The sequence below is a fragment of the Streptomyces sp. NPDC033229 genome (genome assembly GCF_055576875.1).
Genome location: NZ_JBVIQR010000013.1, coordinates 135,687 through 160,401 on the forward strand (window position 1 = coordinate 135,687; position 24,715 = coordinate 160,401).

Annotated in this window: 20 protein-coding genes; 11 read left to right on the top strand and 9 right to left on the bottom strand. The window is 73.1% G+C overall.

What is annotated here, in order from left to right:
• Nucleotides 1-22 precede the first annotated feature (22 nt).
• Nucleotides 23-2,851 carry a DEAD/DEAH box helicase gene (locus tag ACZ53N_RS14600; RefSeq protein WP_469141193.1) on the top strand — a complete coding sequence of 943 codons (2,829 nt, stop codon included), beginning with the start codon at nucleotides 23-25 and terminating at the stop codon, nucleotides 2,849-2,851.
• A gap of 151 nt (nucleotides 2,852-3,002) precedes the next feature.
• Here the strand turns inward: ACZ53N_RS14600 and ACZ53N_RS14605 are convergent, their stop codons facing one another.
• The 4 genes from ACZ53N_RS14605 to ACZ53N_RS14620 all read right to left on the bottom strand — a co-directional run bounded on the left by ACZ53N_RS14605 (nucleotide 3,003) and on the right by ACZ53N_RS14620 (nucleotide 6,564).
• Complete coding sequence (locus ACZ53N_RS14605) at nucleotides 3,003-3,932, bottom strand: ADP-ribosylglycohydrolase family protein (RefSeq protein ID WP_469141194.1); 930 nt, start codon at nucleotides 3,930-3,932, stop codon at nucleotides 3,003-3,005.
• A gap of 88 nt (nucleotides 3,933-4,020) precedes the next feature.
• Nucleotides 4,021-4,653: a hypothetical protein gene (locus ACZ53N_RS14610; protein ID WP_469141195.1), complete on the bottom strand. Its 633-nt coding sequence runs from the start codon at nucleotides 4,651-4,653 to the stop codon at nucleotides 4,021-4,023.
• A 38-nt stretch (nucleotides 4,654-4,691) separates the two neighbouring features.
• Nucleotides 4,692-5,567, bottom strand: a complete 876-nt coding sequence (locus ACZ53N_RS14615) for a siderophore-interacting protein (protein ID WP_469141196.1) — start codon at nucleotides 5,565-5,567, stop codon at nucleotides 4,692-4,694.
• A 91-nt stretch (nucleotides 5,568-5,658) separates the two neighbouring features.
• Entirely contained in the window at nucleotides 5,659-6,564 is a 906-nt protein-coding gene (locus ACZ53N_RS14620) for a 5'-3' exonuclease (protein ID WP_469141230.1), read from the bottom strand.
• Between the two features lie 264 nt (nucleotides 6,565-6,828).
• On the opposite strand from ACZ53N_RS14620, the gene ACZ53N_RS14625 reads away from it, so the two are divergent.
• The 3 genes from ACZ53N_RS14625 to ACZ53N_RS14635 all read left to right on the top strand — a co-directional run bounded on the left by ACZ53N_RS14625 (nucleotide 6,829) and on the right by ACZ53N_RS14635 (nucleotide 10,640).
• Entirely contained in the window at nucleotides 6,829-7,965 is a 1,137-nt protein-coding gene (locus ACZ53N_RS14625; RefSeq protein ID WP_469141197.1) for a quaternary amine ABC transporter ATP-binding protein, read from the top strand.
• Complete coding sequence (locus ACZ53N_RS14630; protein ID WP_469141198.1) at nucleotides 7,958-9,772, top strand: ABC transporter permease/substrate binding protein; 1,815 nt, start codon at nucleotides 7,958-7,960, stop codon at nucleotides 9,770-9,772. Before ACZ53N_RS14625 ends, ACZ53N_RS14630 begins: the two co-directional genes overlap by 8 nt.
• A gap of 127 nt (nucleotides 9,773-9,899) precedes the next feature.
• Entirely contained in the window at nucleotides 9,900-10,640 is a 741-nt protein-coding gene (locus ACZ53N_RS14635) for a helical backbone metal receptor (RefSeq protein WP_469141199.1), read from the top strand.
• Here ACZ53N_RS14635 and ACZ53N_RS14640 read toward each other — a convergent pair.
• A complete protein-coding gene (locus ACZ53N_RS14640; RefSeq protein WP_469141200.1) occupies nucleotides 10,567-11,724 on the bottom strand; it encodes a TDT family transporter in 1,158 nt (385 codons plus the stop codon). The two genes, ACZ53N_RS14635 and ACZ53N_RS14640, sit on opposite strands and share 74 nt — an antisense overlap.
• A gap of 130 nt (nucleotides 11,725-11,854) precedes the next feature.
• Between ACZ53N_RS14640 and ACZ53N_RS14645 the strand changes: the two genes are divergently transcribed.
• Nucleotides 11,855-12,748 (top strand): LysR family transcriptional regulator, encoded by an 894-nt coding sequence (locus ACZ53N_RS14645; protein ID WP_469141231.1) that lies wholly within the window; start codon nucleotides 11,855-11,857, stop codon nucleotides 12,746-12,748.
• 19 nt (nucleotides 12,749-12,767) lie between these two features.
• Here ACZ53N_RS14645 and ACZ53N_RS14650 read toward each other — a convergent pair whose 3' ends face one another.
• The 3 genes from ACZ53N_RS14650 to ACZ53N_RS14660 all read right to left on the bottom strand — a co-directional run bounded on the left by ACZ53N_RS14650 (nucleotide 12,768) and on the right by ACZ53N_RS14660 (nucleotide 15,840).
• Nucleotides 12,768-13,478 (bottom strand): gamma-glutamyl-gamma-aminobutyrate hydrolase family protein, encoded by a 711-nt coding sequence (locus ACZ53N_RS14650; protein WP_469141201.1) that lies wholly within the window; start codon nucleotides 13,476-13,478, stop codon nucleotides 12,768-12,770.
• Nucleotides 13,479-13,525: 47 nt separating this feature from the next.
• Nucleotides 13,526-14,995 carry an ethanolamine permease gene (eat, locus tag ACZ53N_RS14655; protein WP_469141202.1) on the bottom strand — a complete coding sequence of 490 codons (1,470 nt, stop codon included), beginning with the start codon at nucleotides 14,993-14,995 and terminating at the stop codon, nucleotides 13,526-13,528.
• 104 nt (nucleotides 14,996-15,099) lie between these two features.
• Entirely contained in the window at nucleotides 15,100-15,840 is a 741-nt protein-coding gene (locus ACZ53N_RS14660) for a FadR/GntR family transcriptional regulator (RefSeq protein WP_469141232.1), read from the bottom strand.
• 81 nt (nucleotides 15,841-15,921) lie between these two features.
• Between ACZ53N_RS14660 and ACZ53N_RS14665 the strand changes: the two genes are divergently transcribed.
• From ACZ53N_RS14665 to ACZ53N_RS14680, 4 genes are all read left to right on the top strand, one after another.
• The gene (locus ACZ53N_RS14665; protein ID WP_469141203.1) at nucleotides 15,922-17,289 is read left to right on the top strand and encodes a glutamine synthetase family protein; all 1,368 of its coding nucleotides are present in this window, start codon (nucleotides 15,922-15,924) and stop codon (nucleotides 17,287-17,289) included.
• 101 nt (nucleotides 17,290-17,390) lie between these two features.
• On the top strand, nucleotides 17,391-18,740 hold the full coding sequence (locus ACZ53N_RS14670; RefSeq protein WP_469141204.1) for an aldehyde dehydrogenase family protein: 1,350 nt from the start codon (nucleotides 17,391-17,393) through the stop codon (nucleotides 18,738-18,740).
• Nucleotides 18,741-18,961: 221 nt separating this feature from the next.
• Nucleotides 18,962-19,747 (top strand): 3-oxoacyl-ACP reductase, encoded by a 786-nt coding sequence (locus ACZ53N_RS14675; protein ID WP_469141205.1) that lies wholly within the window; start codon nucleotides 18,962-18,964, stop codon nucleotides 19,745-19,747.
• 75 nt (nucleotides 19,748-19,822) lie between these two features.
• Nucleotides 19,823-21,091, top strand: a complete 1,269-nt coding sequence (locus ACZ53N_RS14680) for an HAD family hydrolase (RefSeq protein WP_469141206.1) — start codon at nucleotides 19,823-19,825, stop codon at nucleotides 21,089-21,091.
• 84 nt (nucleotides 21,092-21,175) lie between these two features.
• Here the strand turns inward: ACZ53N_RS14680 and ACZ53N_RS14685 are convergent, their stop codons facing one another.
• Nucleotides 21,176-22,393, bottom strand: coding sequence for an alanine racemase (locus ACZ53N_RS14685; protein ID WP_469141207.1), 1,218 nt, complete (start codon nucleotides 22,391-22,393; stop codon nucleotides 21,176-21,178).
• Nucleotides 22,394-22,590: 197 nt separating this feature from the next.
• On the opposite strand from ACZ53N_RS14685, the gene ACZ53N_RS14690 reads away from it, so the two are divergent.
• Nucleotides 22,591-23,472, top strand: a complete 882-nt coding sequence (locus ACZ53N_RS14690; protein ID WP_469141208.1) for a hypothetical protein — start codon at nucleotides 22,591-22,593, stop codon at nucleotides 23,470-23,472.
• On the top strand, nucleotides 23,469-24,710 hold the full coding sequence (gene mycP, locus ACZ53N_RS14695; RefSeq protein WP_469141209.1) for a type VII secretion-associated serine protease mycosin: 1,242 nt from the start codon (nucleotides 23,469-23,471) through the stop codon (nucleotides 24,708-24,710). Before ACZ53N_RS14690 ends, mycP begins: the two co-directional genes overlap by 4 nt.
• Nucleotides 24,711-24,715 lie beyond the last annotated feature (5 nt).

The following is a 24,715-nucleotide window of genomic DNA, read 5'->3' on the forward strand; positions in this document are numbered from 1 at the left end:
CCCCGGTAGGCTCGTACACAAGATGACCGACGACACCATGTCCCCTGCTGAGCGCTACGCCCTGTCCCGGGTGCGCGCCGCGGAGCAGGCCACCGCGCTCGCTCCCTTCCGCGAGATGTACGACTTCGAGCTGGACCCCTTCCAGATAGAGGCCTGCCGGGCCCTGGAAGCCGGGAAGGGAGTGCTGGTCGCGGCGCCGACCGGCTCCGGCAAGACCATCGTGGGCGAATTCGCCGTCCACCTGGCCCTGTCCCAGGGCCGCAAGTGCTTCTACACCACCCCCATCAAGGCGCTGTCGAACCAGAAGTACAGCGACCTCGTCAAGCGCTACGGCGCCGACAAGGTCGGCCTGCTCACCGGCGACAACAGCGTCAACGCCGACGCCCCGGTGCTCGTCATGACCACCGAAGTGCTGCGCAACATGCTCTACGCGGGCTCCCAGGCGCTCGCCGGCCTCGGCCACGTGGTCATGGACGAGGTGCACTACCTCTCCGACCGCTTCCGCGGCGCCGTCTGGGAAGAGGTCATCATCCACCTCCCGGATTCGGTGACCCTGGTCTCCCTGTCGGCCACCGTCTCCAACGCCGAGGAGTTCGGCGACTGGCTGGACACGGTGCGCGGCGACACCGAGGTGATCGTCTCCGAGGAGCGGCCCGTCCCCCTCTGGCAGCACGTGCTGGCCGGGCGGCGGATGTACGACCTCTTCGAGGAGGAGACCGACCACGGCGGCCGCGGTGCCGCCCGGCGCGAGGTCAACCCCGACCTGCTGCGCATGGCCCGCATGGAGAACAGCCGCACCTACAACCCGCGCGAGCGCCGCCGCGGCAAGATGGTGCGCGAGGCCGACCGCGAGCGGGAGCGCCGTCAGCGCAGCCGGATCTGGACACCCGGCCGCCCCGAGGTCATCGAGCGGCTCGACTCCGAGGGCCTGCTGCCCGCCATCACCTTCATCTTCAGCCGCGCGGGCTGCGAGGCGGCCGTGCAGCAGTGCCTGTACGCGGGCCTGCGGCTCAACGACGACGCGGCACGGGCCAGGGTCCGGGAGATCGTCGAGGAGCGCACCGCCGCCATCCCCGACGAGGACCTGCACGTCCTCGGGTACTTCGAGTGGCTGGAGGGCCTGGAGCGGGGCATCGCCGCGCACCACGCCGGCATGCTGCCGACCTTCAAGGAGGTCGTCGAGGAGCTCTTCGTCAAGGGCCTGGTCAAGGCCGTCTTCGCGACCGAGACCCTCGCCCTCGGCATCAACATGCCCGCCCGCACCGTCGTGCTGGAAAAGCTCGTCAAGTGGAACGGCGAGCAGCACGCCGACATCACCCCCGGCGAGTACACCCAGCTGACCGGCCGCGCCGGGCGGCGCGGCATCGATGTCGAGGGCCACGCGGTGGTGCTCTGGCAGCGTGCCATGGACCCCGACGCGCTCGCGGGCCTCGCCGGTACGCGCACGTACCCCCTGCGCTCCAGCTTCAAGCCGTCGTACAACATGGCGGTCAACCTGGTCTCGCAGTTCGGTCGGCATCGCTCGCGGGAGCTGCTGGAGACCTCCTTCGCCCAGTTCCAGGCCGACAAGTCGGTCGTCGGGATCTCCCGGCAGGTGCAGAAGAACGAGGAGGGCCTGGCGGGCTACCGCGAGGCCATCGAGTGCCACCTGGGCGACTTCGAGGAGTACGCGCGGCTGCGCCGCGAGCTGAAGGACCGGGAGACCGAGCTGGCCAAGCAGGGCGCCAACCAGCGCCGGGCCGCCGCCGCGGCCGCGCTGGAGAAGCTCAAGCCCGGCGACATCATCCACGTCCCCACTGGAAAGTTCGCGGGGCTGGCCCTGGTGCTGGATCCCGGTCTGCCCGCCGGGCGCACCGACCCCCGCCGCGGCTACGACCCGTACGACGGGCCGCGCCCGCTCGTCCTCACCGCCGAGCGGCAGGTCAAGCGGCTCGCCGCGATCGACTTCCCGGTGCCGGTCGAGGCGCTGGAGCGGATGCGGGTGCCCAAGTCCTTCAACCCGCGCAGCCCGCAGTCGCGCCGCGACCTGGCCTCCGCGCTGCGTACGAAGGCCGGGCACATCGAGCCCGACCGGCACCGCAAGCAGCGCTCCGCCGCCGCCGACGACACCGAGATCACCCGGCTGCGCACGGCCCTGCGCGCCCACCCCTGCCACGGTTGCAGCGAGCGGGAGGACCACGCCCGCTGGGCGGAGCGCTACCACCGACTGCAGCGCGACACCCGCCAGCTGGAGCGCCGTATCCAGGGCCGGACGAACACCATCGCCCGCACCTTCGACCGCATCTGCGCGCTGCTGACCGACCTCGGTTATCTGCGGGCCGACGAGGTGACCGACGACGGCCGTCGGCTGGCGCGGCTCTACGGCGAGCTGGACCTGCTGGCCTCCGAGTGCCTGCGCGACGGTGTCTGGGACGGCCTGGGGCCGGCCGAGCTGGCGGCATGCGCCTCGGCCCTGGTCTACGAGGCCCGCGCGGCCGACGACGCGGTGGCGCCGAAGCTGCCCACGGGCGCGGCGAAGGACGCCCTCGGCGAGATGGTCCGGATCTGGGGCCGGCTGGACGCCCTGGAGGAGGAGCACCGGATCAACCAGGCGGAGGGCGTGGGCCAGCGCGAGCCCGATCTCGGCTTCGCGTGGCCCGCGTACCGCTGGGCGTCGGGCCACGGGCTGGACGAGGTGCTCCGCGAGATCGAGATGCCCGCGGGCGACTTCGTGCGCTGGACCAAGCAGTTGATCGACGTCCTCGGACAGATCGCCGCGGCGGCCCCCCAGGGCAGCCCGGTCGCACGCAACGCCCGCAAGGCGGTCGATGGTCTGCTGCGCGGTGTCGTGGCGTACTCGTCGGTGGGCTAGGCGTCTCCGGCGCTGCGCGGCTGTGTCCTCAAATCGCCGGACGGGCTGCTTTTGGCTGAGCTCAGCCGAAACCAGCCCGTCCGGCGCTTGAGGACGCGCCCGCAGGGCGCTCCCGCCGCAGGCGGCACTCGGCTGAGGAGCCGGACACACCCTAGCCGCGCTCAGCCAACCGCTCCGCCAGCCGCACGAATTCGGGCAGGCGCAGCACCCGGTCGCCGTAGCCGGGCAGCGGCAGATGCAGGGCCGCCGTCCACCGCTCGGGGATCGCCTCGTACCCGTACACCGCCCCGGCCAGGCCGCCCGTGACCGCCGCGACGGTGTCCGTGTCGCCGCCGAGGTCGATCGCCGCGCGCAGCGCGTCCTCGAACGAAGCGGTCGTCCGCACCGCCCACAGGGCCGAGCCGAGGCAGGGCCAGACCGCGCCGTTGACCTCGGTGGCGTCCGAGGGGTGCCAGTCGGGGGCCAGGACCGTCGCCCAGCGGGCGCGGTGGTCGGGGTGGACCGCGGCGAGGGCGCCGGAATCGGCGGCCGACGGGTCGTCGCCGTCGAGCGCGACGCGCACCAGGTCGTGGAAGACGGCGGTGCCCTCCCCGGCGGCTGGGTCGCCGTGGGTGAGGGCCGAGATCCGGCGGGCCGCGTCCATGGTCGCCGCACGCCCGGCGCCCGCGAAATGGACGGCCGAGGTGGCGGCCCGCATCAGGGAGCCGTTGCCGGCAGCGCGCAGATTGATCCGGAAATGCAGGGCCGCGGCCCGGTCCCAGGGCTGACCGTTGGTGAGGACGTCCTGGGTCTGCAGCCCGATGTCCTTGGGGGAGCCCGCCGCCCACCGCTGGAAGCGCCCGAAGATATCGGGCAGGTCGAGCCCGTTCCGTTCGACGAGGGACTCACCGACGAGGACGGCCATCTGGGTGTCGTCGGTGGCCTCACCGGGATCCCAGCCGCCGCCCCCGCACATCTGCCCGCGGCCGTCGGGGAAACGGGCGGTGTACGCGCCGGGCGGCCCGAACTCGAAGGGCGCCCCGAGCGCGTCCCCGACCGCCGAACCGACGACCGCCCCGATGGCCCTGCTCCTGCGATCCATCCCGCTGACGCCCCTTCCCTCGATGATCCGGTCATCATGCCGCATGCCGAATCACGGCGTCGGGCGGTCCGGGGCCGGCCGACGGCCCTTACGCGGAGGAGTCGGGGCCGCTCCCGCCGGGGGCCGGGCCGCGCCGGCGCCGGGCCAGGGCGTACGTACCGGCGGCGGCCAGCACGGCGGCGCCGACGCCCACGCCGGCCACCGTGCCGACGCCGAAGCCGTCGTCGTCACCGTCCTCGTCGTCCTCGGCGCCCAGGGCGGACTCGCTGGTCTTGTCCCTGACCTCGTCGTAGTCCTTCGGGCCGGCGCAGAACTCGCGGTTGCCGGGGTCCATTTCGGCCACCACGGTCAGATCGACGGTGTCCACGGCCTCGCCCTGGCCGTGGTCCTTCAGCTCCACCGGATACGTACCGGGCTTGATGTCACAGAGGACCATGCCCCGCCCCGCAGCGCGGGGCGTGCCGTCCTTGCCCTCGCGGAACTCCTCCGCCTTGAGCTTGACCGGTTCGACGAAGGCAGGTGATTCGAGGGTCACATAGCCCTTGTCGTCGTCGAGCGTGGCCTCTTCGATGGTCACCACGAACTCGGCCTCGCGGCCGCGCTGGGTCGGATCGCTGGTCGAGAGGGTCCAGTAGGGGTCCTCCGCCGAGGCGCCCGCGGCGGTGGTGAGGACGAGGGCCGCGGCGGCCACGGTCGTGAGGGCTATCCGGACACGCTTCATGGGCCGAGGATATCCGTGGCCGCGGGCCGCTCCCGCGCTCAGGAGCCGGAGGCGGCTCCGCCCGCCTGCGCCGCAGCCCCTGCCTCCTGCTCCGCCTCCACCTGCTGGTTCCACTCGCGCTTCGAGGCCTGCCAGCCGTCCTCGTCGTGCCCGCGGCGCCAGTAGCCGGAGATGGACAGCCGCTCGCGCGGCACCTCGCGCTCCACGCGCAGATGGCGGCGCAGCTCCTTCACGAAGCCCGCCTCGCCGTGCACGAAGGCCTGCACATCGCCGGGCGGGAACGTGAGCGCGCGCACGGCCTCGACGAGGGCGTCGCCGACGGGCGCCGCGCCGCGGTGCAGCCAGGTGATCTCGATGCCGTCGGGCAGGGTCAGCTTCTGCTCCTCGGCCGCGTCCGCGACCTCGACGAACGCGGTGACGCGGGCGCCCGCGGGCATCCGCTCCAGAGCGGCGGCGATCGCGGGCAGCGCGCTCTCGTCACCGGCCAGCAGATGCCAGTCGGCGGTCGGGTCGGGGGAGTAGGCGCCGCCGGGGCCGAGGAAGCAGATCTCCGCGCCCGGCTGGACGCCCGCGGCCCACGGGCCGGCCAGGCCCTCGTCGCCGTGGACCACGAAGTCCACCGCCAGCTCGCGCGCGGCGGGGTCCCAGGAGCGCACGGTGTAGGTGCGGGTGCTGGGCCACTGGTCGCGGGGGAGGTCGCGGCGGATGACCTCCATGTCGAACGGCTCGGGGTAGGTGACGCCCGGGACGGGGAAGAGCAGCTTGACGTAGTGGTCGGTGTGCTCGCCCGCGGTGAAGTCACCGAGCCCGTCGCCGCCGAGGACCACGCGCACCATGTGGGGGGTCAGCCGCGCGGTGTGGATCACGCGCGCGCGGTGGAGCATCGGCTTCTTGCGAACGGGACGGTCTGCCATGGCTGTCTCCCCTGAACACTGCTAAGTAAGGTACACCTAACCTAACAGCTTCTCCGGTGGAAACCGGTGAGAGTGGGGGCCCAATGGGGGCTCAGCGGGCGAGAACGCCGACCAGTCGCTGCAAGGACCCGCCCAGCCCCCACCGCTCCGCGAGGGCGAGCAGCGCCTCCGGGTCGCGCGGGACCGACGGCAGCCTGGGGTCGAAGGGCGCCAGGGACACCTCGGAGGCGACGCGCACCACCTTCGGCGCTACCGCCAGATACGGGCGGGCCTCGTCCAGCCGCTTGCGCTGGGCCGGGGTGAGCCTGCTCGCCGGATCGTCGACCGCCGCCATGATCCCGGCCAGGTCGCCGTAGGCGGCCAGCAGCTTCGCGGCCGTCTTCTCGCCGATCCCCGGCACCCCCGGCAGCCCGTCACTGGGGTCGCCGCGCAGCAGCGCCAGGTCGGCGTAGCCGGGGCCGTCCACCCCGTACTTCTCCCGCAGCAGCGCCTCGTCCACGATCTGGAGCGTGCCGACGCCCTTGAGCGGATACAGCACCCGCACCCCGCGCCGGTCGTCGACGAGCTGATAGAGGTCGCGGTCGCCGGTGACGATGTCCACCGGGCCGCTCGCCCGCCCGGCGAGCGTGCCGATCACGTCGTCGGCCTCGAAGCCGAGCGCGCCCACGCGGGCGATGCCGAGCGCGTCCAGGACGCTGTCGATGACCGGCACCTGGGGGGAGAGGGTGTCGGGGATCTCCTCCTCGTCCGGCGCGCCGGTGAGCTCCTCCGCGACCCGGTGCGCCTTGTACGACGGGATCAGCTCGACCCGCCACTCCGGCCGCCAGTCGAAGTCCATGCAGGCCACGAGGTCGTCGGGGTGGTGGTCCTGGACGAGCCGGGCGATGAAGTCCAGCAGGCCGCGCACCGCGTTCACCGGGGTGCCGTCGGGGGCGCGGACCGAGTCCGGCACCCCGAAGTAGGCGCGGAAGTACAGGGAGGCGGTGTCGAGGAGCATCAGGCGTCGCGTCACGGGGTCGATGATGCCGCACGCCTGTGACAGCCGGTCGCAGGCCCACCGCCCGGCCCGCCCCGGCCGGGGCCGGGTGTGAGGCCGATCACTGTTCGGTTTGCGATGAATGCGCTGGGGCAGGCGCGGCACCGGAGCGGACCCCGGTCACACGTGTCCCACACGTTGCCGGGCGCGCGGACCGATACCGCGCCGCTCCACGGCCCGTCACCCGTTCACCCGGGGGCGCCCCACCGGGGGCGGCGGACCGTCATGAGTTCGACCCGAGAGGTGTATGTGTCCAGGCTGCAGGTCGAGCACTTGTACAAGGTGTTCGGCAGACGACCCGAAGCCGCCGTGAAGCGGCTCGAAAGCGGCACCAGCCGCGACGAGCTGCGCGCCGACGGCACCACCGCGGCGGTCATCGACGCCTCGTTCGACGTCGAGGCGGGTCAGATCTTCGTGGTCATGGGCCTTTCCGGATCCGGCAAGTCCACGCTGCTGCGCATGCTCAACGGGCTGCTGGAACCGACCGCCGGGCGCGTGCTCTTCGACGGTCAGGACCTGACCGCGCTGTCCCCCGCCGAGCTGCGCTCGGTCCGCTCCCGGAAGATCAGCATGGTCTTCCAGCACTTCGCGCTCTTCCCGCACCGCAGCGTGCTGGAGAACGCCGCGTACGGCCTGGAGGTCCAGGGCGTGCCCCGCGCGGAGCGCGAGAAGCGCGCCACCGAGGCCCTGGAGCTCACCGGCCTCAAGGGCTGGGAGACCTCCTGGCCCGACGAGCTGTCCGGCGGCATGCAGCAGCGCGTGGGCCTCGCCCGCGCGCTCGCCACCGACGCCGACCTGCTGCTGATGGACGAGTCCTTCAGCGCGCTCGACCCGCTGATCCGTCGCGACATGCAGGACCAGCTGCTGGAGCTGCAGACGCGGCTGAAGAAGACCATCGTCTTCATCACCCACGACCTCAACGAGGCCATGCGCCTCGGCGACCGGATCGCGGTCATGCGCGACGGCCGGATCGTGCAGAACGGCACCGCCGAGGACATCCTCGTGCGGCCCGCCAACGACTACGTCGCCTCCTTCATCCAGGACGTGGACCGCTCCCGGGTGCTCACCGCCGGATCGATCATGGACGAGCCGGGCAGTGCCCTGGCGGCCGACGGCACCACCCGTACCGCGCAGGACGTCCTCGACGCAGCGCCCGCCACGGTGGACGCCGACACCCCCGTCGCCGAGCTGTTCACCCCCTTCTCGCACAGCGGCGACGTGGTCGCCGTCACCGACGCCGACGGCACGCTGACCGGGGTCGTCACCCGCGACCGGATGCTGGCCGCGCTCGGCGAACAGCCGCGAGGCCGGCAAGCGCCCCTTGCGAAGGAGCACGGGCAGGAGGTGACCGCCGGTGCCTAGGATCAACCTCGGAGGCGGCGTCGAGAACGCCGTCGACTGGCTCCAGAACCACCTGGGCTGGCTGTTCGACTTCATCAACACCGTCCTGACCGGGATGTACGACGGTGTCGAGACCGTGCTCGGCGCGCCCCACGCGCTGCTCATGGCCGGCATCCTGGCCGTCGTCGCCTGCTGGCTGCGCGGGTTGCTCGCCGGTGTGTGCACCTTCGCCGGTATGGCGCTCATCGACTCCTTCGGCCTGTGGGACGAGGCGATGGCGACGCTGTCGCTCGTGCTCGTCGCCAGCGTCATCACCCTGCTGGCCGCCGTGCCGCTGGGCATCTGGGCGGCGCGCAGCCGCACCGTGAGCGGTGTGCTGCGGCCCGTGCTGGACGTCATGCAGACGATGCCGGCCTTCGTCTATCTGATCCCCGGCGTGATGTTCTTCTCCATCGGGCCCATCCCGGGTCTGATCGCGACGATCGTCTTCTCGATGCCGCCCGGCGTCCGGATGACCGAACTGGGCATCCGGCAGGTCGACGACGAACTCGTCGAGGCCGCCCGGGCCTTCGGCACCACCCCGCGCGACACCCTCACCCGGGTGCAGCTGCCCCTCGCCCTGCCCACGATCATGGCGGGCGTCAACCAGGTCATCATGCTGGCCCTGTCCATGGTCGTCATCGCCGGCATGGCGGGCGCGGGCGGCCTCGGCGAGTCCGTGTACGCGGCCGTCACGCAGGTCCAGATCGGTGGCGGTGTGGAGAGCGGCCTCGCCGTCGTCGTCCTCGCCATGTACCTGGACCGGATGACCGGCGCCCTGGGCCAGCGGGTCTCCCCGATCGGCCGCCGGGCCGCCGCCAAGGCCGCCGCGTCGGTGCGGGGCCTGGCCTTCCTGCGCTACCGGCCCGGCACGGCGGTCGCCACCGTCGGCGTCGTGGTCCTCGCGCTCGTCGCCGGCGGCATGAACCTCACCCACGGCGACGACCGGGAGACCACCGCGAGCGGTCCGGACGTCGGCAAGGGCAAGCAGATCAAGCTGGGCTACTTCCCCTGGGACGAGGCCGTCGCCTCCACCTACCTCTGGCAGAACATCCTGGAGGACCGGGGCTACAAGCCGACCGTCCAGCAGCTCGACCCCGGGCCGCTGTACACCGCGCTCGCCCAGGGCCAGATGGACGTGCAGTTCGACTCCTGGCTGCCCACGACCCACAAGCAGTACATGGACCGCTACCGCGACAAGCTCACCGACCTCGGCGCCTGGTACGGCCCGACGTCGCTGGAGCTGGCCGTGCCCGAGTACGTCAAGGGCGTCGACTCGCTGGAGGACCTGAAGGGCAAGGGCGGGCAGTTCGGCGGGAAGATCGTCGGTATCGAGTCCAGCGCCGGGATGATGGGCACGCTGAACGACAAGGTGATGGGCGAGTACGGCCTCGGCGGCGAGTACAAGGTGCTCTCCTCCTCCACCTCCTCGATGCTCGCCGGGCTGGACCGGGCGTACAAGAAGCAGGAACCGATCGTCACCACCCTGTGGTCCCCGCACTGGGCGTACGGGAAGTACAAGCTGAAGAAGCTCAAGGACCCCAAGGGTGCCTGGGGCAAGGGCGAGGAGATCCACGCCGTCGCCAAGAAGGACTTCGGCTCGGACTTCCCCGACGTCACCCGGTGGCTGAAGACGTTCAAGATGTCCGAGAAGGACCTCGCCTCGCTGGAGGTCGAGATCCAGAACGGCGGCAAGGGCAAGGAGAAGGAATCCGCCCGCCGCTGGATGGACAAGAACCCCGGCACGGTCGACAAGCTCGCACCGGTCGCCTCCGGCGCGGTGTCGTAACCGGTCGTCCTGCCGCCCTCGGCGGCGGGCGCCCTGCGGGCGCGTCCTCAAGCGCCGGACGGGCTGCAAATGCAGCCCGTCCGGCGACTTAGGACCAAAGCGGCTCGTACGGACGTACGGTGGGCGGATGGCCGGTCGCAGCGCCGTACGGCGCGTCGTCTCCCTCGTCCCCTCCCTCACCGAGGCCGTGGCCGCCGGTGCGCCCGAGCTGCTCGTCGGGGCCACCGACTGGTGCGAGCACCCCGCCGGGCTGGACGTCGCACGGATCGGGGGCACGAAGAACCCCGACCTGGGCCGGATCGCCGCCCTCGCGCCCGACCTCGTCATCGCCAACGAGGAGGAGAACCGCGCACCCGACCTCGGCGCGCTGCGCGCCGCCGGGCTGGAGGTGCTGGTCACCGAAGTGCGCTCGCTGGACCAGGCGTTCAGAGAGCTGGAGCGGGTCCTGGTGCGCGGCTGCGGGCTGGCCCGGCCCGGGTGGCTGGGCGACGCGGAGGACGCGTGGCGTGACGTCACCGCCCCGGCCCCGCCGCGCCGGGCGGTGGTGCCGGTGTGGCGGCGGCCGTGGATGGTCCTCGGCCGGGACACCTTCGCGGGCGACGTGCTCGCCCGGCTCGGTGTCGTCAATATCCACGCCGGGCACGGCGAGCGCTATCCGCGGATCCCGCTGGAGGAGCTGAACGCCTGCGGCGCCGACCTCGTCGTCCTGCCCGACGAGCCGTACCGCTTCAGCGCCGACGACGGCCCGGAGGCGTTCCCCGGGTTGCCGTCGGCGCTGGTCAGCGGCCGTCATCTCACCTGGTACGGGCCGTCGTTGACGCGGGCGCCGCAGGTGCTGGGAGCGGCGCTCGCAGCAGCCGGCCGCTGAACAGCCCGCGCAGCGTGCCCGCCGCCGTGACGGCCCACGCCACGACGAGCAGGGCGTAGAGCCCGACCGCCAGGCCGGTGAAGGCGGTCAGCCCGGTGTGGCGGGCGAGTCCCGCGGCACCCGTCACGCACGTGCCGACGGGGAAGGTGAAGCCCCACCAGGTCATGTGGAAGCGCAGCCCGCGCCGGAAGGCGCGGACCGTCATGGCCGTGGCGAGCGCGAGCCACAGCAGCGCGAAGCCCATCACCGCAGCGCCGTACAGCACGGCGAAGGAGGCCGCCGCGTGCGCATGGGGCGCGGCCAGGGCGCCGGGGGCCACGTCGGCGAGGTTGCCCACGGCGGTCGTCGACTGGCCCAGCGGGCCGAGCACGAGGAAGAGCGTCGGCGTCAGGACGAGGGGCAGCGGGCCGTGGTGCACGAGCCGGCCGAGGACGGCCGACAGGATGAGCAGGACGGCCAGCAGGCTCATGCCGAACAGCGCGTAGCAGCCCAGCAGCATCGCCTCCCGCCACTGCCCGGCGGGCAGCCGCGGCACCAGGGCCGGGCCGAGCGCGGCGGACACCATGGGGGCGACGACCGGCAGCAGCCACACGGGGGAGGCGGTGCCCGGCGCTGTCGAGTGCCGGGTCACCATCAGATACGGGATGCCCGCCGCGGCGGCCAGCCCGATCACCGTGCCGCCCACCCAGAGCACGACGTCGACGGCCACGGCCGCGGGTTCGCCGATGACGTCCGCCCCCACCGAGAGCGTGGCACCGCCGACGGCGAGGAGCGCCATCGCCAGGCACCCGTAGAACGGGGCGACGGCCGGGTCGGCCAGATGCCGCCTGGCCTGGTCGGCATGGCGCCCCCAGTGCGCGGCCCGCGCGACGAGGAGCACGATCAGCGCCAGCGCGGCCAGGGCCCACACCAGCTCCAGCGCCCCGCGCAGGCCGGGCACCCGCACGGGCAGCGCCGCCCCGGACGCGGCCACGATCGCGGTGCCCATCACGGCGGCATACCAGTTCGGCCCGAGGTGCCGGACCCCCGGGCGGGGCTGTGGCCGGACGAGCGGGCTGGGACGCGGGTGCGTGAGCGTGGTCATGCTTCAACGGTGGGCCCTGGCAGGGGCGGCCACCAGGGCCCACGGACCTATGAGGGCATAAGGTGGGTTTATGAGCGAGGCGGGTGCGGACAGCGGACGGTCGACGCCGAAAACCGCCGCTCCCGGCGGGATGCTCGCGCACCGGGTGCCGGACCTCGGGGCGCTGGAGCTGTTGCTCGCCGTGGCGCGGCTGGGGAGCCTCGGGCGGGCGGCGCGGGAGCTGGGCATCACCCAGCCGGCCGCCAGCAGCCGGGTGCGGACCATGGAGCGGATGCTCGGCGTCGCGCTCGTCGAGCGGTCCCCGCGCGGCTCGCGGCTGACCGACGCCGGGGTGCTCGTCACCGACTGGGCCCGGCGGATCGTGGAGGCGGCCGAGGCCTTCGATGCCGGGGCGCAGGCGCTGCGGGGTCGGCGGGACTCCCGGCTGCGGGTGGCGGCCAGCATGACCATCGCGGAGTACCTGCTGCCGGGCTGGCTGATCGCCCTGCGGACGAGGCGGCCGGGCACGGCGGTCTCGTTGTTCGCCGGGAACTCGTCGGCCGTCGCCGAGCGGCTGCTGGCCGCGGAGGCCGACCTCGGCTTCGTCGAGGGCCTGGCCGTGCCGCCCGGCCTGGACGGCGCGGTCATCGGCCACGACCGGCTCGTGGTCGTCACCGCGCCCGGTCACCCGTGGGCCCGCCGCCGCGCCCCGCTGGACGCGGCGGAACTGGCGGCGACCCCGCTGATCCTCCGCGAGCGCGGCTCGGGCACCCGGCAGGTCCTGGACGCGGCGCTGGCCGCGCACGGGGGCGTGGCGGAGCCGCTGCTGGAACTGGCCTCGACGACCGCCGCCAAGGCGGCCGTCGTCAGCGGCGCCGGGCCCTCGGTCCTCAGCGAACTGGCCGTCGGCGAGGAGCTGGCGGCCCGCCGCCTGGTGGAGATCCCGGTGCCGGGCGCCGGCCTCCGCCGTGATCTGCGCGCCGTGTGGCCCACGGGCCACCGCCCCACGGGCCCGGCGAGGGACCTGCTGGGGCTGACGCGCTGAGTCCGGCCCGCCCGGGCGCTCAGCCCCGCCGTGCCGCGGCGCGCACCAGGGCCTCGATCAGCCGCAGGTCGTCCCCGGCCTCCGGGTGCCACTGGACGCCCACCCGGAACGAATCGCCCGGGTACTCCAGGGCCTCGATCGTGCCGTCCTCCGCGTGGGCCGTCACGACGAGGCCCTCGCCGAGGCGGTCCACCGCCTGGTGGTGGTGGGTGGCCACGTCGCACTGTTCGGACAGCAGACCCCCGGTGCGGGTATCGGGCACCGGCTTGACCGGATGCGCGGTGAAGGTACCCGCCACCGGGTTGTGGTCCTCGTGTCCCACCTCGTCCGGCAGGTGCTGGACGAGCGTGCCGCCCGCGTGGACGTTCATCAGCTGCATGCCGCGGCAGATGCCGAGCACCGGTACGTCCTTCTCCAGCGCGGCGGCCAGCAGCGCCAGCTCCCAGCGGTCCCGCTCGGGCACCGGGGCGCCCGCGCGGGGGTGCGGCTCCTCGCCGTACAGCGCCGGGTCCAGGTCCTCGCCGCCGGCGAGGACCAGACCGTCGAGGCGCCGGACCACCGCGGCGGCGGTGGCCGGTTCGTCGGGCGGCAGCATGACGGCCAGGCCGCCGGCCCGCTGGACGTACCGGGGGTAGGCGGCCGGCAGCAGCGCGGCCGGCAGATCCCATGCCACCCCCCAACGGGCCTGTGTGAGATACGTGGTGACACCGATCAGCGGCCGGCTGTCCAAGGTGCTTCCTCTCCGCTCCCCGCCCGCGTCCGTACGCGGCGTTGTGATCATTCGCGTGCCAACTCTGCCTCGGCCGCTGCCAGTGCGGCGAATTCCTCCTCGGGGGCGCTCGCCACCAGCCGGTGCCGGCTGTAGAAGGCGAAGTAGCCCGCGGCCACGGCGTACACGCCGAGGGCGATGACCGCCGCGGTGACGTCCACCAGGAAGGTGGCCACCAGCGCCGAACAGGCCAGCACGAAGGCGATCGTCGAGGTGACGACGCCGCCGGGGGTGCGGTACGGGCGGGCGAGGCCGGGCTCGCGGCGGCGGAGCACGATGTGGGAGAGCGACATCAGGGCGTAGGAGATGGTGGCGCCGAAGACGGCGACGTTGAGCATGCGCGCCCCGTCCCCGCTCGCCGCGGCCAGGGCGAAGCCGAGCGCGCCGGGCACCAGCAGGCCCAGGTAGGGGGCCTTGCGACGGGAGGTGAGGGAGAGGAAGCGGGGGAGGTAGCCGGCCCGGGAGAGGGCGAAGAGCTGCCGGGAGCCGGCGTAGATGAGGGAGAAGAAGGAGGCCACGAGCCCGGCGAGCCCCGCGTAGTTGACGACGCGGCCCAGCGTGGTGGGGTGCCCCTCGTCCTGGAGGGCGGCCACCAGCGGGTTGCCCGCGTCCTTCATGGCTTCGGCGCCGCCCGCGCCCGTGGAGGCGAGGAAGGTGAGCAGGGCGAGGAGCAGCAGGATGCCCATGGCGGTGGCCATGGCGCGCGGCAGGGTGCGCGCGGGGTCCTTGGTCTCCTCGGCGGCCAGCGGCACACCCTCGACGCCCAGGAAGAACCACATGCCGAACGGGAACGCCGCCCAGATGCCCAGCAGCCCGAACGGCAGCCAGGAGGAGGCACCGAACGCGTCCGCGTCGACGGGGATGTCATGCAGCCGCGCGGCGTCGAAGTCGGTGAACGCGCCGACCGCGAAGACCAGCAGCGCGGCGACCGCGATGCCGGTGACCACGAAGCTGAAGCGCAGGGCCTCGCCGACGCCCCACAGATGGATGCCGATGAAGAGGACGAAGCAGGCCAGGTACACCGGCCAGCCGGAGGTCAGGCCGAACAGGTGCAGCGACTCGACGTAGTCGCCGATGAAGAGGGAGATCGCGGCGGGCGCGAGGACGTACTCGATGAGGATCGCGGTCCCGGTGAGGAAGCCGCCCCAGGGGCCGAGCGCGCGGCGGGCGAAGCCGTAGCCGCCGCCGGCGGTGGGCAGGATGGACGCCAGCTCGGCGAGCGCGAAGACCATGCAGGTGTACATCAGGCCCATCAGGACCGCGGCGATGGCGAGTCCGCCGAAGCCGCCCTGCGCGAGCCCGAAGTTCCAGCCGGAGAAGTCGCCGGAGACGACGTAGGCCACGCCCAGACCGGTGAGCAGCAGGGGGCCGGCGCTGCCCCGGCGCAGGGTGCGTTTGTCCAGATACGCCTGCGAGTCGGAGCCCTCCCCGGACGGGGCGGCCGGCGGTGCGCTGGGTGACTCCGTGCGATCGGCCATGAGCCGCTCCTGCCTCGGGGGTAAAGGTTTTGCGCCATACCTTTGCCGTGGCGTCGGCGGAAAAGCAACCCCCTTGCGTAAAACGCTGGTTACCAGCGCGTTACTCAGCCGAGAAATCCCCGCAGAAGGGCCGCAGTGCCACAGCAGTGCTCCCGCATCACCTCGCGCGCCCCGTCCGCGTCCCCGTCGAGGACCGCCTCGACGAGTGCGGTGTGCTGAGCCTGGGAGTGCTCCAGGTTCCGCACCAGCAGGGGAATGCAGTCCAGCAGGTCGTTGACGGACGCCCGGACCGCGGCGTACTGGGCGGCGAGGGACGGGGAGCCGGACAGTTCGGCGAGGGTCAGATGCAGCATCGTGTCCAGCCGGCGGTAGTCGGCGAGCGGCGCGTCATGGGTGGCGGCCAGCGCCCCGCGCAGCCGGGCGGCCTGCTCCTCCGTCAGCCCGTGCGCGGCGCACAGCCCGGCCGCGCCCACCTCCAGGACCTCGCGGAAGCGCAGCGTGTCCTCGACGTCCACCGTCGCCACCCGCCGCCGCAGCTCCTCGGCGCCGGTCGCCGCCGGCGCCGCCGCGCGGTCGAGGACGAACGTGCCGCCGTACCGGCCGCGCCGGCTCTCCACCAGCCCCTGGTCCTGGAGCACCTTCAGCACCTCGCGCAGCGTCACCCGGCTGATCTGGAGCCGCTCGGCCAATTCGCGCTCGGCGGGCAGCCGTTCGCCGTGCGCGACCAGGCCCAGCCGCACGATCTGGAGTATCTGCTCCAGGGCCTCCTCGAAGCCGTTGCCCGCGCGGACCGGCCGCAGCACCGGCGCCAGCCGATCCGTACCGCTTCCGCCCATCGCTTCCATCGAGTTCATGAAGCCCCTTCCCAATCAATGGTCTACGGGCCTACCTTAAGACCTCCGGTCGCACCGACAGGAGGCAACACTGTGGCAGACCGCACGCCCCCGCTCGCCGTCGAGGAGCTGCGCATGCTCGTCGACCGCGGGGAGATCGACACTGTCGTCCTCGCCTTCACCGATATGCAAGGAAGGCTCCAGGGCAAGCGGTTCGCGGCCCGGTACTTCCTCGATCAGGTCCTCGAGCACGGCACCGAGGGGTGCAACTACCTCCTCGCCGTGGACGTCGACCTCAACACCGTCGCCGGCTACACCATGTCGTCCTGGGAGCGCGGCTACGGCGACTTCGCCATGCACGCCGACAGCGCCACCCTGCGCCTCGCCCCCTGGAACCCCGGCACCGCGCTCGTCACCGCCGACCTCGCCTGGCACGACGGCTCCCCCGTCCTCGCCTCGCCCCGGCAGATCCTGCGCGGCCAGCTCGACCGGCTCGCCGAACGCGGCTGGAGCGCCTACGCGGGCACCGAGCTGGAGTTCATCCTCTTCAAGGACACCTACGAGGAGGCGTGGGGCCGCGGCTACCGCGACATGACCCCCGCCAACCAGTACAACGCCGACTACTCCGTGCTCGGCACCGGCCGCGTCGAGCCGCTGCTGCGCCGCATCCGCAACGAGATGGGCGCGGCCGGCATGACGGTGGAGTCCGCGAAGGGCGAGTGCAATCTCGGCCAGCACGAGATCGTCTTCGTCTACGACGACGCCCTGACCACCTGCGACCAGCACTCCGTCTACAAGACCGGGGCCAAGGAGATCGCCGCCCAGGAGGGCATGGCACTCACCTTCATGGCCAAGTACGACGAGCGCGAGGGCAACTCCTGCCACATCCACCTCTCGCTGCGCGACGAGACCGGGGCGTTCGTGCTCGCCGACGACGACGGCCCGTACGGCATGTCGAAGACGATGCGCCACTTCCTCGCCGGACAGCTCGCCGCCCTGCGCGACTTCACCCTGCTCTACGCGCCCAACATCAACTCCTACAAGCGCTTCCGCCCGGGCTCCTTCGCGCCCACCGCCGTCGCCTGGGGCCCGGACAACCGCACCTGCGCCCTGCGCGTCGTCGGCCACGGCCCCTCGCACCGCTTCGAGAACCGGCTGCCCGGCGGTGATGTGAACCCCTACCTCGCCGTCGCGGGCATGGTCGCCGCCGGTCTGTACGGCGTCGAGAACGAGCTGGAGCTGCCCGAGGCCTGTACCGGCAACGCCTACACCGGCGACGCCGCCCACGTGCCGACGACGCTGCGCGAGGCCGCCGAACTGTGGGGGAACAGCCCCATAGCGCGCGCCGCGTTCGGCGACGAGGTGGTCGAGCACTACCTGCACATGGCGCGCGTCGAGCAGCAGGCCTACGACGCGGCCGTCACGGACTGGGAACGGTTCCGCTCCTTCGAGCGGATGTAAGGACGCGCGTGAGCGACGAACGCGAGGCGGCGGGTCGCGGACGACAACGAGCCCGCGCTTTCGCCGAGCGGCCGGAGAAGCGAACAAACAGGAGCTGTACGTTGCACGAGATCATCAACCCGGCGACCGAAGAGGTCATCGCCACCGTTTCGGCCAGTACCCCCCAGGACGTCGACGCCGCCGTCGCCCGGGCAAGTGCCGCCCAGCGGGCGTGGGCGGCACTCGCCCCCGGCGACCGGGCCCGGCAGCTGCGCCGCTTCGCCGCCGTCGTCGACCAGCACATCGAGGAGCTGGCGCTGCTGGAGGTCCGCGAAGCCGGCCACCCCATCGGCAACGCCCGCTGGGAGGCGGGCAACGTCCGTGACCTGCTCGACTACGCCGCGGGCGGCGTCGAGCGGCTCACCGGCAGCCAGATCCCCGTCGCCGGCGGGCTGAACGTCACCTTCCACGAACCGCTCGGCGTCATCGCCGTCATCGCCCCGTGGAACTTCCCGATGCCCATCGCCGCCTGGGGCCTCGCCCCCGCGCTCGCCGCGGGCAACGCCGTCCTCCTCAAGCCCGCCGAGACCACCCCGCTCACCGCCCTGCGGCTGGCCGAACTCGCACTGGCGGCCGGGCTGCCCGAGGGCCTCTTCCAGGTCCTCCCGGGAGACGGGCCCGTCGTGGGTGACGCCCTCGTGGAGCACCCCGGCATCGCCAAGGTCGTCTTCACCGGCTCCACCGCCGTCGGCAAACAGATCATGGCCAAGTGCGCGGCGAACGTGAAGCGCGTGACCCTCGAACTCGGCGGCAAGAACCCCAACATCGTCTTCGCCGACGCCGACATCGAGCAGGCGGCCGCGAGCGCCCCCGGCTCGTTCCTCGACAACACCGGCCAGGACTGCTGCGCCCGCAGCCGCATCCTCGTGCAGCGGAGCGTCTACGACCGCTTCATGGAACTGCTGGAGCCCGCGGTCAAGGCCTTCGTGGTCGGCGACCCCACCGACCCGGCCACCCAGATGGGCCCGCTCGTCTCGGCCGCGCACCGCGAACGCGTACGGTCCTTCGTCCCCGAGTCCGCGCCCGCGGCCATCCGCGGCGAGGCCCCCGCGGGCAAGGGCTTCTGGTACCCGGCAACCGTCCTCACCGGATCACCCGACGACCGCGCGGCCACCGAGGAGGTCTTCGGGCCCGTGGCCGTGGTGCTGCCCTTCGAGGACGAGGCGGACGCGGTACGGATCGCCAACGCCACCCCCTACGGGCTGTCCGGATCGATCTGGACCCGCGACCTCGGCCGGGCCGTCCGGGTGTCGCGGGGTGTCGCCGCGGGCAACCTCTCCGTCAACTCCCACAGCAGCGTCCGCTACTGGACGCCGTTCGGCGGCTTCAAGCAGTCCGGCCTCGGCCGGGAACTGGGGCCCGACGCCCTGGCCGCCTTCACCGAGACCAAGAACGTGTTCCTGAGCACCTAGGCCTGTCCGGCGGAACTCGCGGCTCACGACACCCGGCCACGCGCCCGCACCGAACACCGCTCGCTGATCCACGAACGTCCGCGGGGAAGGCCCCGGGCCGGAACCGCCGGGCTTACGGGACGGCCACATCGGCGGCCGTCCCGGAGCGCCCCCTCCTTTGGCCCCCACTCCTCCCCACGCACCGCCCCAACCGCTGCCCCAGCCAGAGAAAGGCCACTGCCTTGACCGACCAGACCCCCGTCTGCCGCCGACTCGTCGGCCGCACCGCCGTCATCACCGGAGCCGGCAGCGGCATCGGCCTGGCCACTGCCCGACGGCTCGCCTCCGAGGGCGCCAACGTCGTCTGCGCCGACATCGACGAGACCGCCGGCAAGGCGGCCGCCATCGAGGTCGGCGGTCTCTTCGTCAAGGTGGACGTGACCGACCCCGAGGAGGTCGAGGCGCTCTTCAAGACCGCCTTCGACACCTACGGCTCGGTCGACATCGCCTTCAACAACGCCGGCATCTCACCGCCCGACGACGACTCCATCCTCACCACCGGCCTTGACGCCTGGAAGCGCGTCCAGGAGGTCAACCTGACCTCCGTCTACCTCTGCTGCAAGGCGGCGCTGCCCTATATGCAGCGCCAGGGCAAGGGCTCCATCATCAACACCGCCTCCTTCGTCGCCCGGATGGGCGCCGCCACCTCGCAGATCAGCTACACCGCCTCCAAGGGCGGCGTGCTCGCCATGTCCCGCGAGCTGGGCGTGCAGTTCGCCCGCGAGGGCATCCGCGTCAACGCCCTGTGCCCGGGGCCGGTCAACACCCCGCTGCTCAAGGAGCTCTTCGCCAAGGACCCCGAGCGGGCCGCGCGCCGGCTGGTGCACGTGCCGGTGGGCCGGTTCGCCGAGCCCGACGAGATCGCCGCCGCCGTGGCCTTCCTCGCGAGCGACGACTCCTCCTTCGTGAACGCCGCCGACTTCCTCGTCGACGGAGGCATCGCGGGCGCGTACGTCACCCCGCTGTAAGGTCCATGATCAGTACCGGGACCGGCCGCCCGGCCGGTCCCGGTGTGTCCTGCCCCCATGCGCCAATGAGGACGTATGCGTAACAAGCACGCCATAGTCATCGGTCTCGCGATCACCGCGGCCCTCACCGCCTCGGTGCCCGCCACCGCCGCGGCCCCCGCCGCCGCGCCCCGGTCGCACTGCCCGCAGCTCGACAAGAACATCACATGGTTCGGCGACAACCGCGCCAAGCTCCAGAAGATGATCGACGAGCGCGGCACCTGCTCGGGCAAGGGCGGCCCCCGCCCCGTCGCCGCCTTCGACTGGGACAACACGGTCGTCAAGAACGACATCACCGATGCCACGCTCGCCTGGGCCCTCAAGCACGACAGGATCCTGCGGCCGAAGAGCTGGAAGGACACCAGCGTCTGGCTCACCCCGGCCGCCGACAAGGCGCTCACCAAGGCGTGCGGCACGTCCGTACCGGTCGGCAAACCGCTGCGCACCTCGAAGAACACCGCCTGCGCCGACGAGATCTTCGAGATCCGTGAGAAGTCGCAGACCATGGCCGGTGCGGCGGCCTTCGCCGGCGACTGGAACCACCGGCGCACGGTTCCCGCGTACGCCTGGATCCCGCAGCTGTTCAGCGGCCACACCCCGGCCGCGCTGACGCGCTTCGCCAAGAAGGCGCGCGCCGAGCAGCTCGCCGCGCCCATCGGGGCCAAGCAGACCGTCGGCACGCACACCATCGCCGGCTACGTCCGCTACTACGACCAGCAGAAGGACCTGATCCGTACGCTCAAGGCGGCCGGCTTCGACGTCTACATCGTCTCCGCCTCCTCCGAGCCGATCGCCGAGGCGTGGTCCAGCGGTGTCGGTCTCGACCGCAAGCACACCATCGGCATCCGCAGCGTCCTCGACCGCGGCCGCCTCACCCCCGGGATCAAGGGCTGCGGCGGCGTCGCGGACGGCCCCGGCGGGGCGCTCCCGTACATGGACGGCAAGCGCTGCATGATCAACCAGGAGATCTTCAAGATCAAGGGCGCCAAGGCCTGGAAGCAGCAGGACCACGCGCACCGCATCGCGCTCGGCGCCGGTGACGCCGATACCGATGTGACGTTCGTGAACGACGCGACCGGCGCCCACGTCGCCATCAACCGCAACAAGGCCGAGCTGATGTGCCGCGCCTTCGACAACGCGGACGGCCGCTGGGTGGCCAACCCGATGTTCATCGAGCCCATGCCGCGCAAGTCCGGCAGCTACCCGTGCGCGACCGTCGGCGCCACGAACGAGGACGGCACCCACGGCCCGGTCCGCCGCGCCGACGGCTCGGTCATCCCCGACCAGCTGGACCTCGCGTACTGAGCGGGAGCGGACAACAGCGGGAGCGGACAACGAGGAGAGGGGGCCGGCGTCGATCGACGCCGGCCCCCTCTCCCGCACCGGCCCTCAGACGAAGGTGCGGCCCTCACCCCGGTAGGTGGGGACGCTCCCCACCACCCGGTCACCGTCGACGAGCCGCAGCAGCGCGAAGCGCTCGCACAGCTCCCCGGCCTTCGCGTGCCGGAACCACACCTTGTCGCCCACCAGCAGATCGTCGGCGGGCTGCCCGATCAGCGGCGTCTGCACCTCGCCCGCGCCCTCCCGCCCGTCGAGGCGCAGCCCCGCCGGCAGATACGGCACCGGCAACCGGTCCGCGCCCGCGGCCCCCGACGCCGGAAAGCCGCCGCCCAGCACGGTCACCACCCCCACCCCCGGGCGGCGCACCACCGGCAGGGCGAACAGCGCCGCGGGCCGGCCCCGGAAGGACGTGTAGTGGTCGAACAACCGCGGCGCGTACAGCGCCGACCCGGCCGCCACCTCCGTGACCGCCGCCTCCGCCGCGGTGTGCTGCACGCTGCCCGAGCCACCGCCGTTGACGAACTCCAGCTCCGCCACGGCCCGCACCGCCCGCACTGCCTCGGCCCGACGGACCGCCAGCTCCCTGCGCGCCGCCGTCTGCATCAGCCGGACCGCCCGCGACCGCACCGGCCGCCCCGCGACCGCGTCACCGACACCCGCCACATGCGCCTCGTACGCCATCAACCCCACCAGCCGGAACCCCGGCCGACGGTCGATCAGCCGGGCCAGCTCAGCCAGCGCCCCCGGCTCCCACAGCGGCGAGCGCAGCGCACCGATCCGCACCCTGCCGCCCAGTAATCGCAGCGAGGTGTCCAACTCCAGGCACACCCGCACCTCTTCGGTCCGGCCCAGCCCCGCCCGCGCCGCGTCGATCAGCGCCAGCTGCGCCGGATCGTCCACCATCACCGTGACCGCGCCCGCCAGCTTGGCGTCCGAGACCAGCTCGGCGAAGCCCTCCCGATCGGCCGACGGATACGCCAACAACACGTCGTCGAAGCCGGAACGCGCCAGCCATAGCGACTCCGCCAACGTATGGCTCATCACCCCCGCGAAACCCTCGCGCGCCAGCACCCGCTCCAGCAGCGCCCGGCAGCGCACCGACTTGCTCGCCACCCGGACGGGCTTGCCCCGCGCCCGCCGCACCAGATCCCCGGCATTGGCGTCGAACGCCTCGAGGTCGACCACGGCCAGCGGCGCGTCCAGATGGGCCGTCGCCCGGTCGTAGCGGACCCGGTCGGCGGCGGAACCGACGGTGTGAGCAGCCATGGCGGGCAGCCTGCCAGAGGGAATCACCCCTGAACAGAGGGCCGGTACGGGCGAATGGCCCGTGCGGCTCCCCGCCCCGTAGAGTGTCCGCGCACGCCACGGCCACCCGCCGGTGGCGGGTTGTACGGATTCGAACCGGCCTGTCCCGAAGGGCGATCGGGCGGTATGGCGAGCCGGCTCGCGAGGGGGAGCGCAAGTTGAGCACCGAAGCGGACCCCAGGCTGCCGTCCGCCCCCCTCGCCCGGACCCCCCTGCCCACCATGGCGCCGGACGCATGGCAGGTCCCGCCGTGGGGCCGCGAAGACACCGAGCCCGGCGACCCCCGCAGACGGCCCGGGCGCACCGCCGCGGCCGTCGCGTGCGCGGTACTCGGCCTCGGCCTCATCGGCGGCGCCGTCGCCGGCACCTGGCTCACCGCACCGGGGGAGCGAAGCGCCGCCGAAACCGTCTACGCGCGCGGCGCCGGCCTCTGGCGGACCGTACCCGTGGACACCCTCTTTCCCCGCACCCTGCACAGCGCCAATGCCGGGCCCGGGGGCGCGGCCCGCCACTGGACCCGCATCGGCGTCGCCGCCGACGCCGACTGCGTGGGCGCCTTCGACCCCCTGCTGGCCAGGGCGTTGGCACCGGTCGGCTGCAAGCGGCTACTGCGGGCCGCGTACACCGACGCCACATCGACCCGCGTGACCACCGTCGGCCTGCTCGTCACCGACGCCGACGCCACCGGCATGCGCGCCCTGCGCAAGCGGTTCACCGACGAACGCCTCGGCGAGCGCCCGGATCTGATGCCCCGCCCGTACGCGCCCAAGGGCACCGCCGCCGAACACTTCGGCGACGCGCAGCGCGCCAGCTGGCGCATCAGCGTCCTCACCGACATCCCGGCCGTCGTCTACGCCGTGACCGGCTTCGCCGACGCCCGCACGGGCATCCCGCCCCAGCCGGCCGAACAGGCGATCCGCCCCGACGCGACCACCGCCCCCGCCCAGGCCGGCCTCGGCCACGACGCGAACACCCTCGCCGACCGGCTGGAACAAGGCGTCCGACAGGCCGCGACACGACCTCAGGAGACGTCCCGATGACGGTGCGCAAGGGCGCACGCCGCGCCGTCACCGCGCTGGCCGCCGCCGCTCTCGTCGCCCTGCCCGCCGGGCCCGCGCGGGCCGACACCATACGTGCCCAGGAGTGGGCCCTCGACGCCCTGCGCACCCAGGACGCGTGGAAGACGACGAAGGGCGCGGGGATCACCGTCGCGGTTCTCGACACCGGTGTCGACGAGGGACACCCCGACCTCGCGGGCCAAGTCCTGCCCGGCGAGGACCTCGTCGGCTTCGGCGCCCGGCGGGGCGACCGGGCGTGGGCCCGGCACGGGACCGCCATGGCGGGCATCATCGCCGGGCGCGGCCACGGCGACGACAACGCCGACGGCGTCCTCGGCACCGCCCCGGAAGCGAAGATCCTGCCGGTCCGGGTGATCCTGGAGGACAAGGACCCGGCCCGCCCCCGGGCCCGCACCGCACGCGGCGGCGCCCTCGCGGACGGCATCCGCTGGGCCGCCGACCACGGCGCCGACGTGATCAACCTGTCCCTCGGCGACGACAGCGACTCCGCGCACCCCGAACCGCGCGAGGACGCCGCCGTCCGGTACGCCCTGAGCAAGGGCGCCGTCGTCGTCGCCTCCGCCGGCAACGGCGGTGAGCACGGCGACCACGTCTCCTACCCCGCCGCCTACCCCGGTGTGATCGCCGTGGCCGCCGTCGACCGCTACGGCAGCCGCGCCGCGTTCTCCACCCGCCGCTGGTACGCGACCGTCAGCGCGCCCGGCGTCGACGTCGTCATCGCCGACCCCGACCGCCGCTACTACGAGGGCTGGGGCACGAGCGCCGCCGCCGCGTTCGTCTCGGGCGCCGTGGCGCTCGTCCGCGCCGCGCACCCGGGCCTGAGCCCTGCCCAGATCCGCGGCCTGCTCACGTCCACGGCCCGGGACACCCCGCGGGGCGGCCGCTCGGACGCGGTGGGCGCGGGGCTGGTCGACCCGGCCGCGGCGATTGCGCGGGGTTCGCGTCTGCGTCCCTCGGGGAGCGGGCCGCGTGTCGCACGCGACTACACGGGCCGGTACTTCGGGCCCGGCCCGCGTGCGGAAGACGATTCCGCCGGCCCCGGCATCGGTCTGCCGGCCTGGGGGGCCGGCGCGGCCGGGGTCGCGCTGCTCGTCGCAGCGGTGGTGCTTTGGCGTGGAGCCCGCCGCGCAGCGGCAACGGCGCAGCACAAGGCAAACCCCCCGGGGGGACCCGCAGAGGCCCACATCCCCGGCCGGTAGGCTCA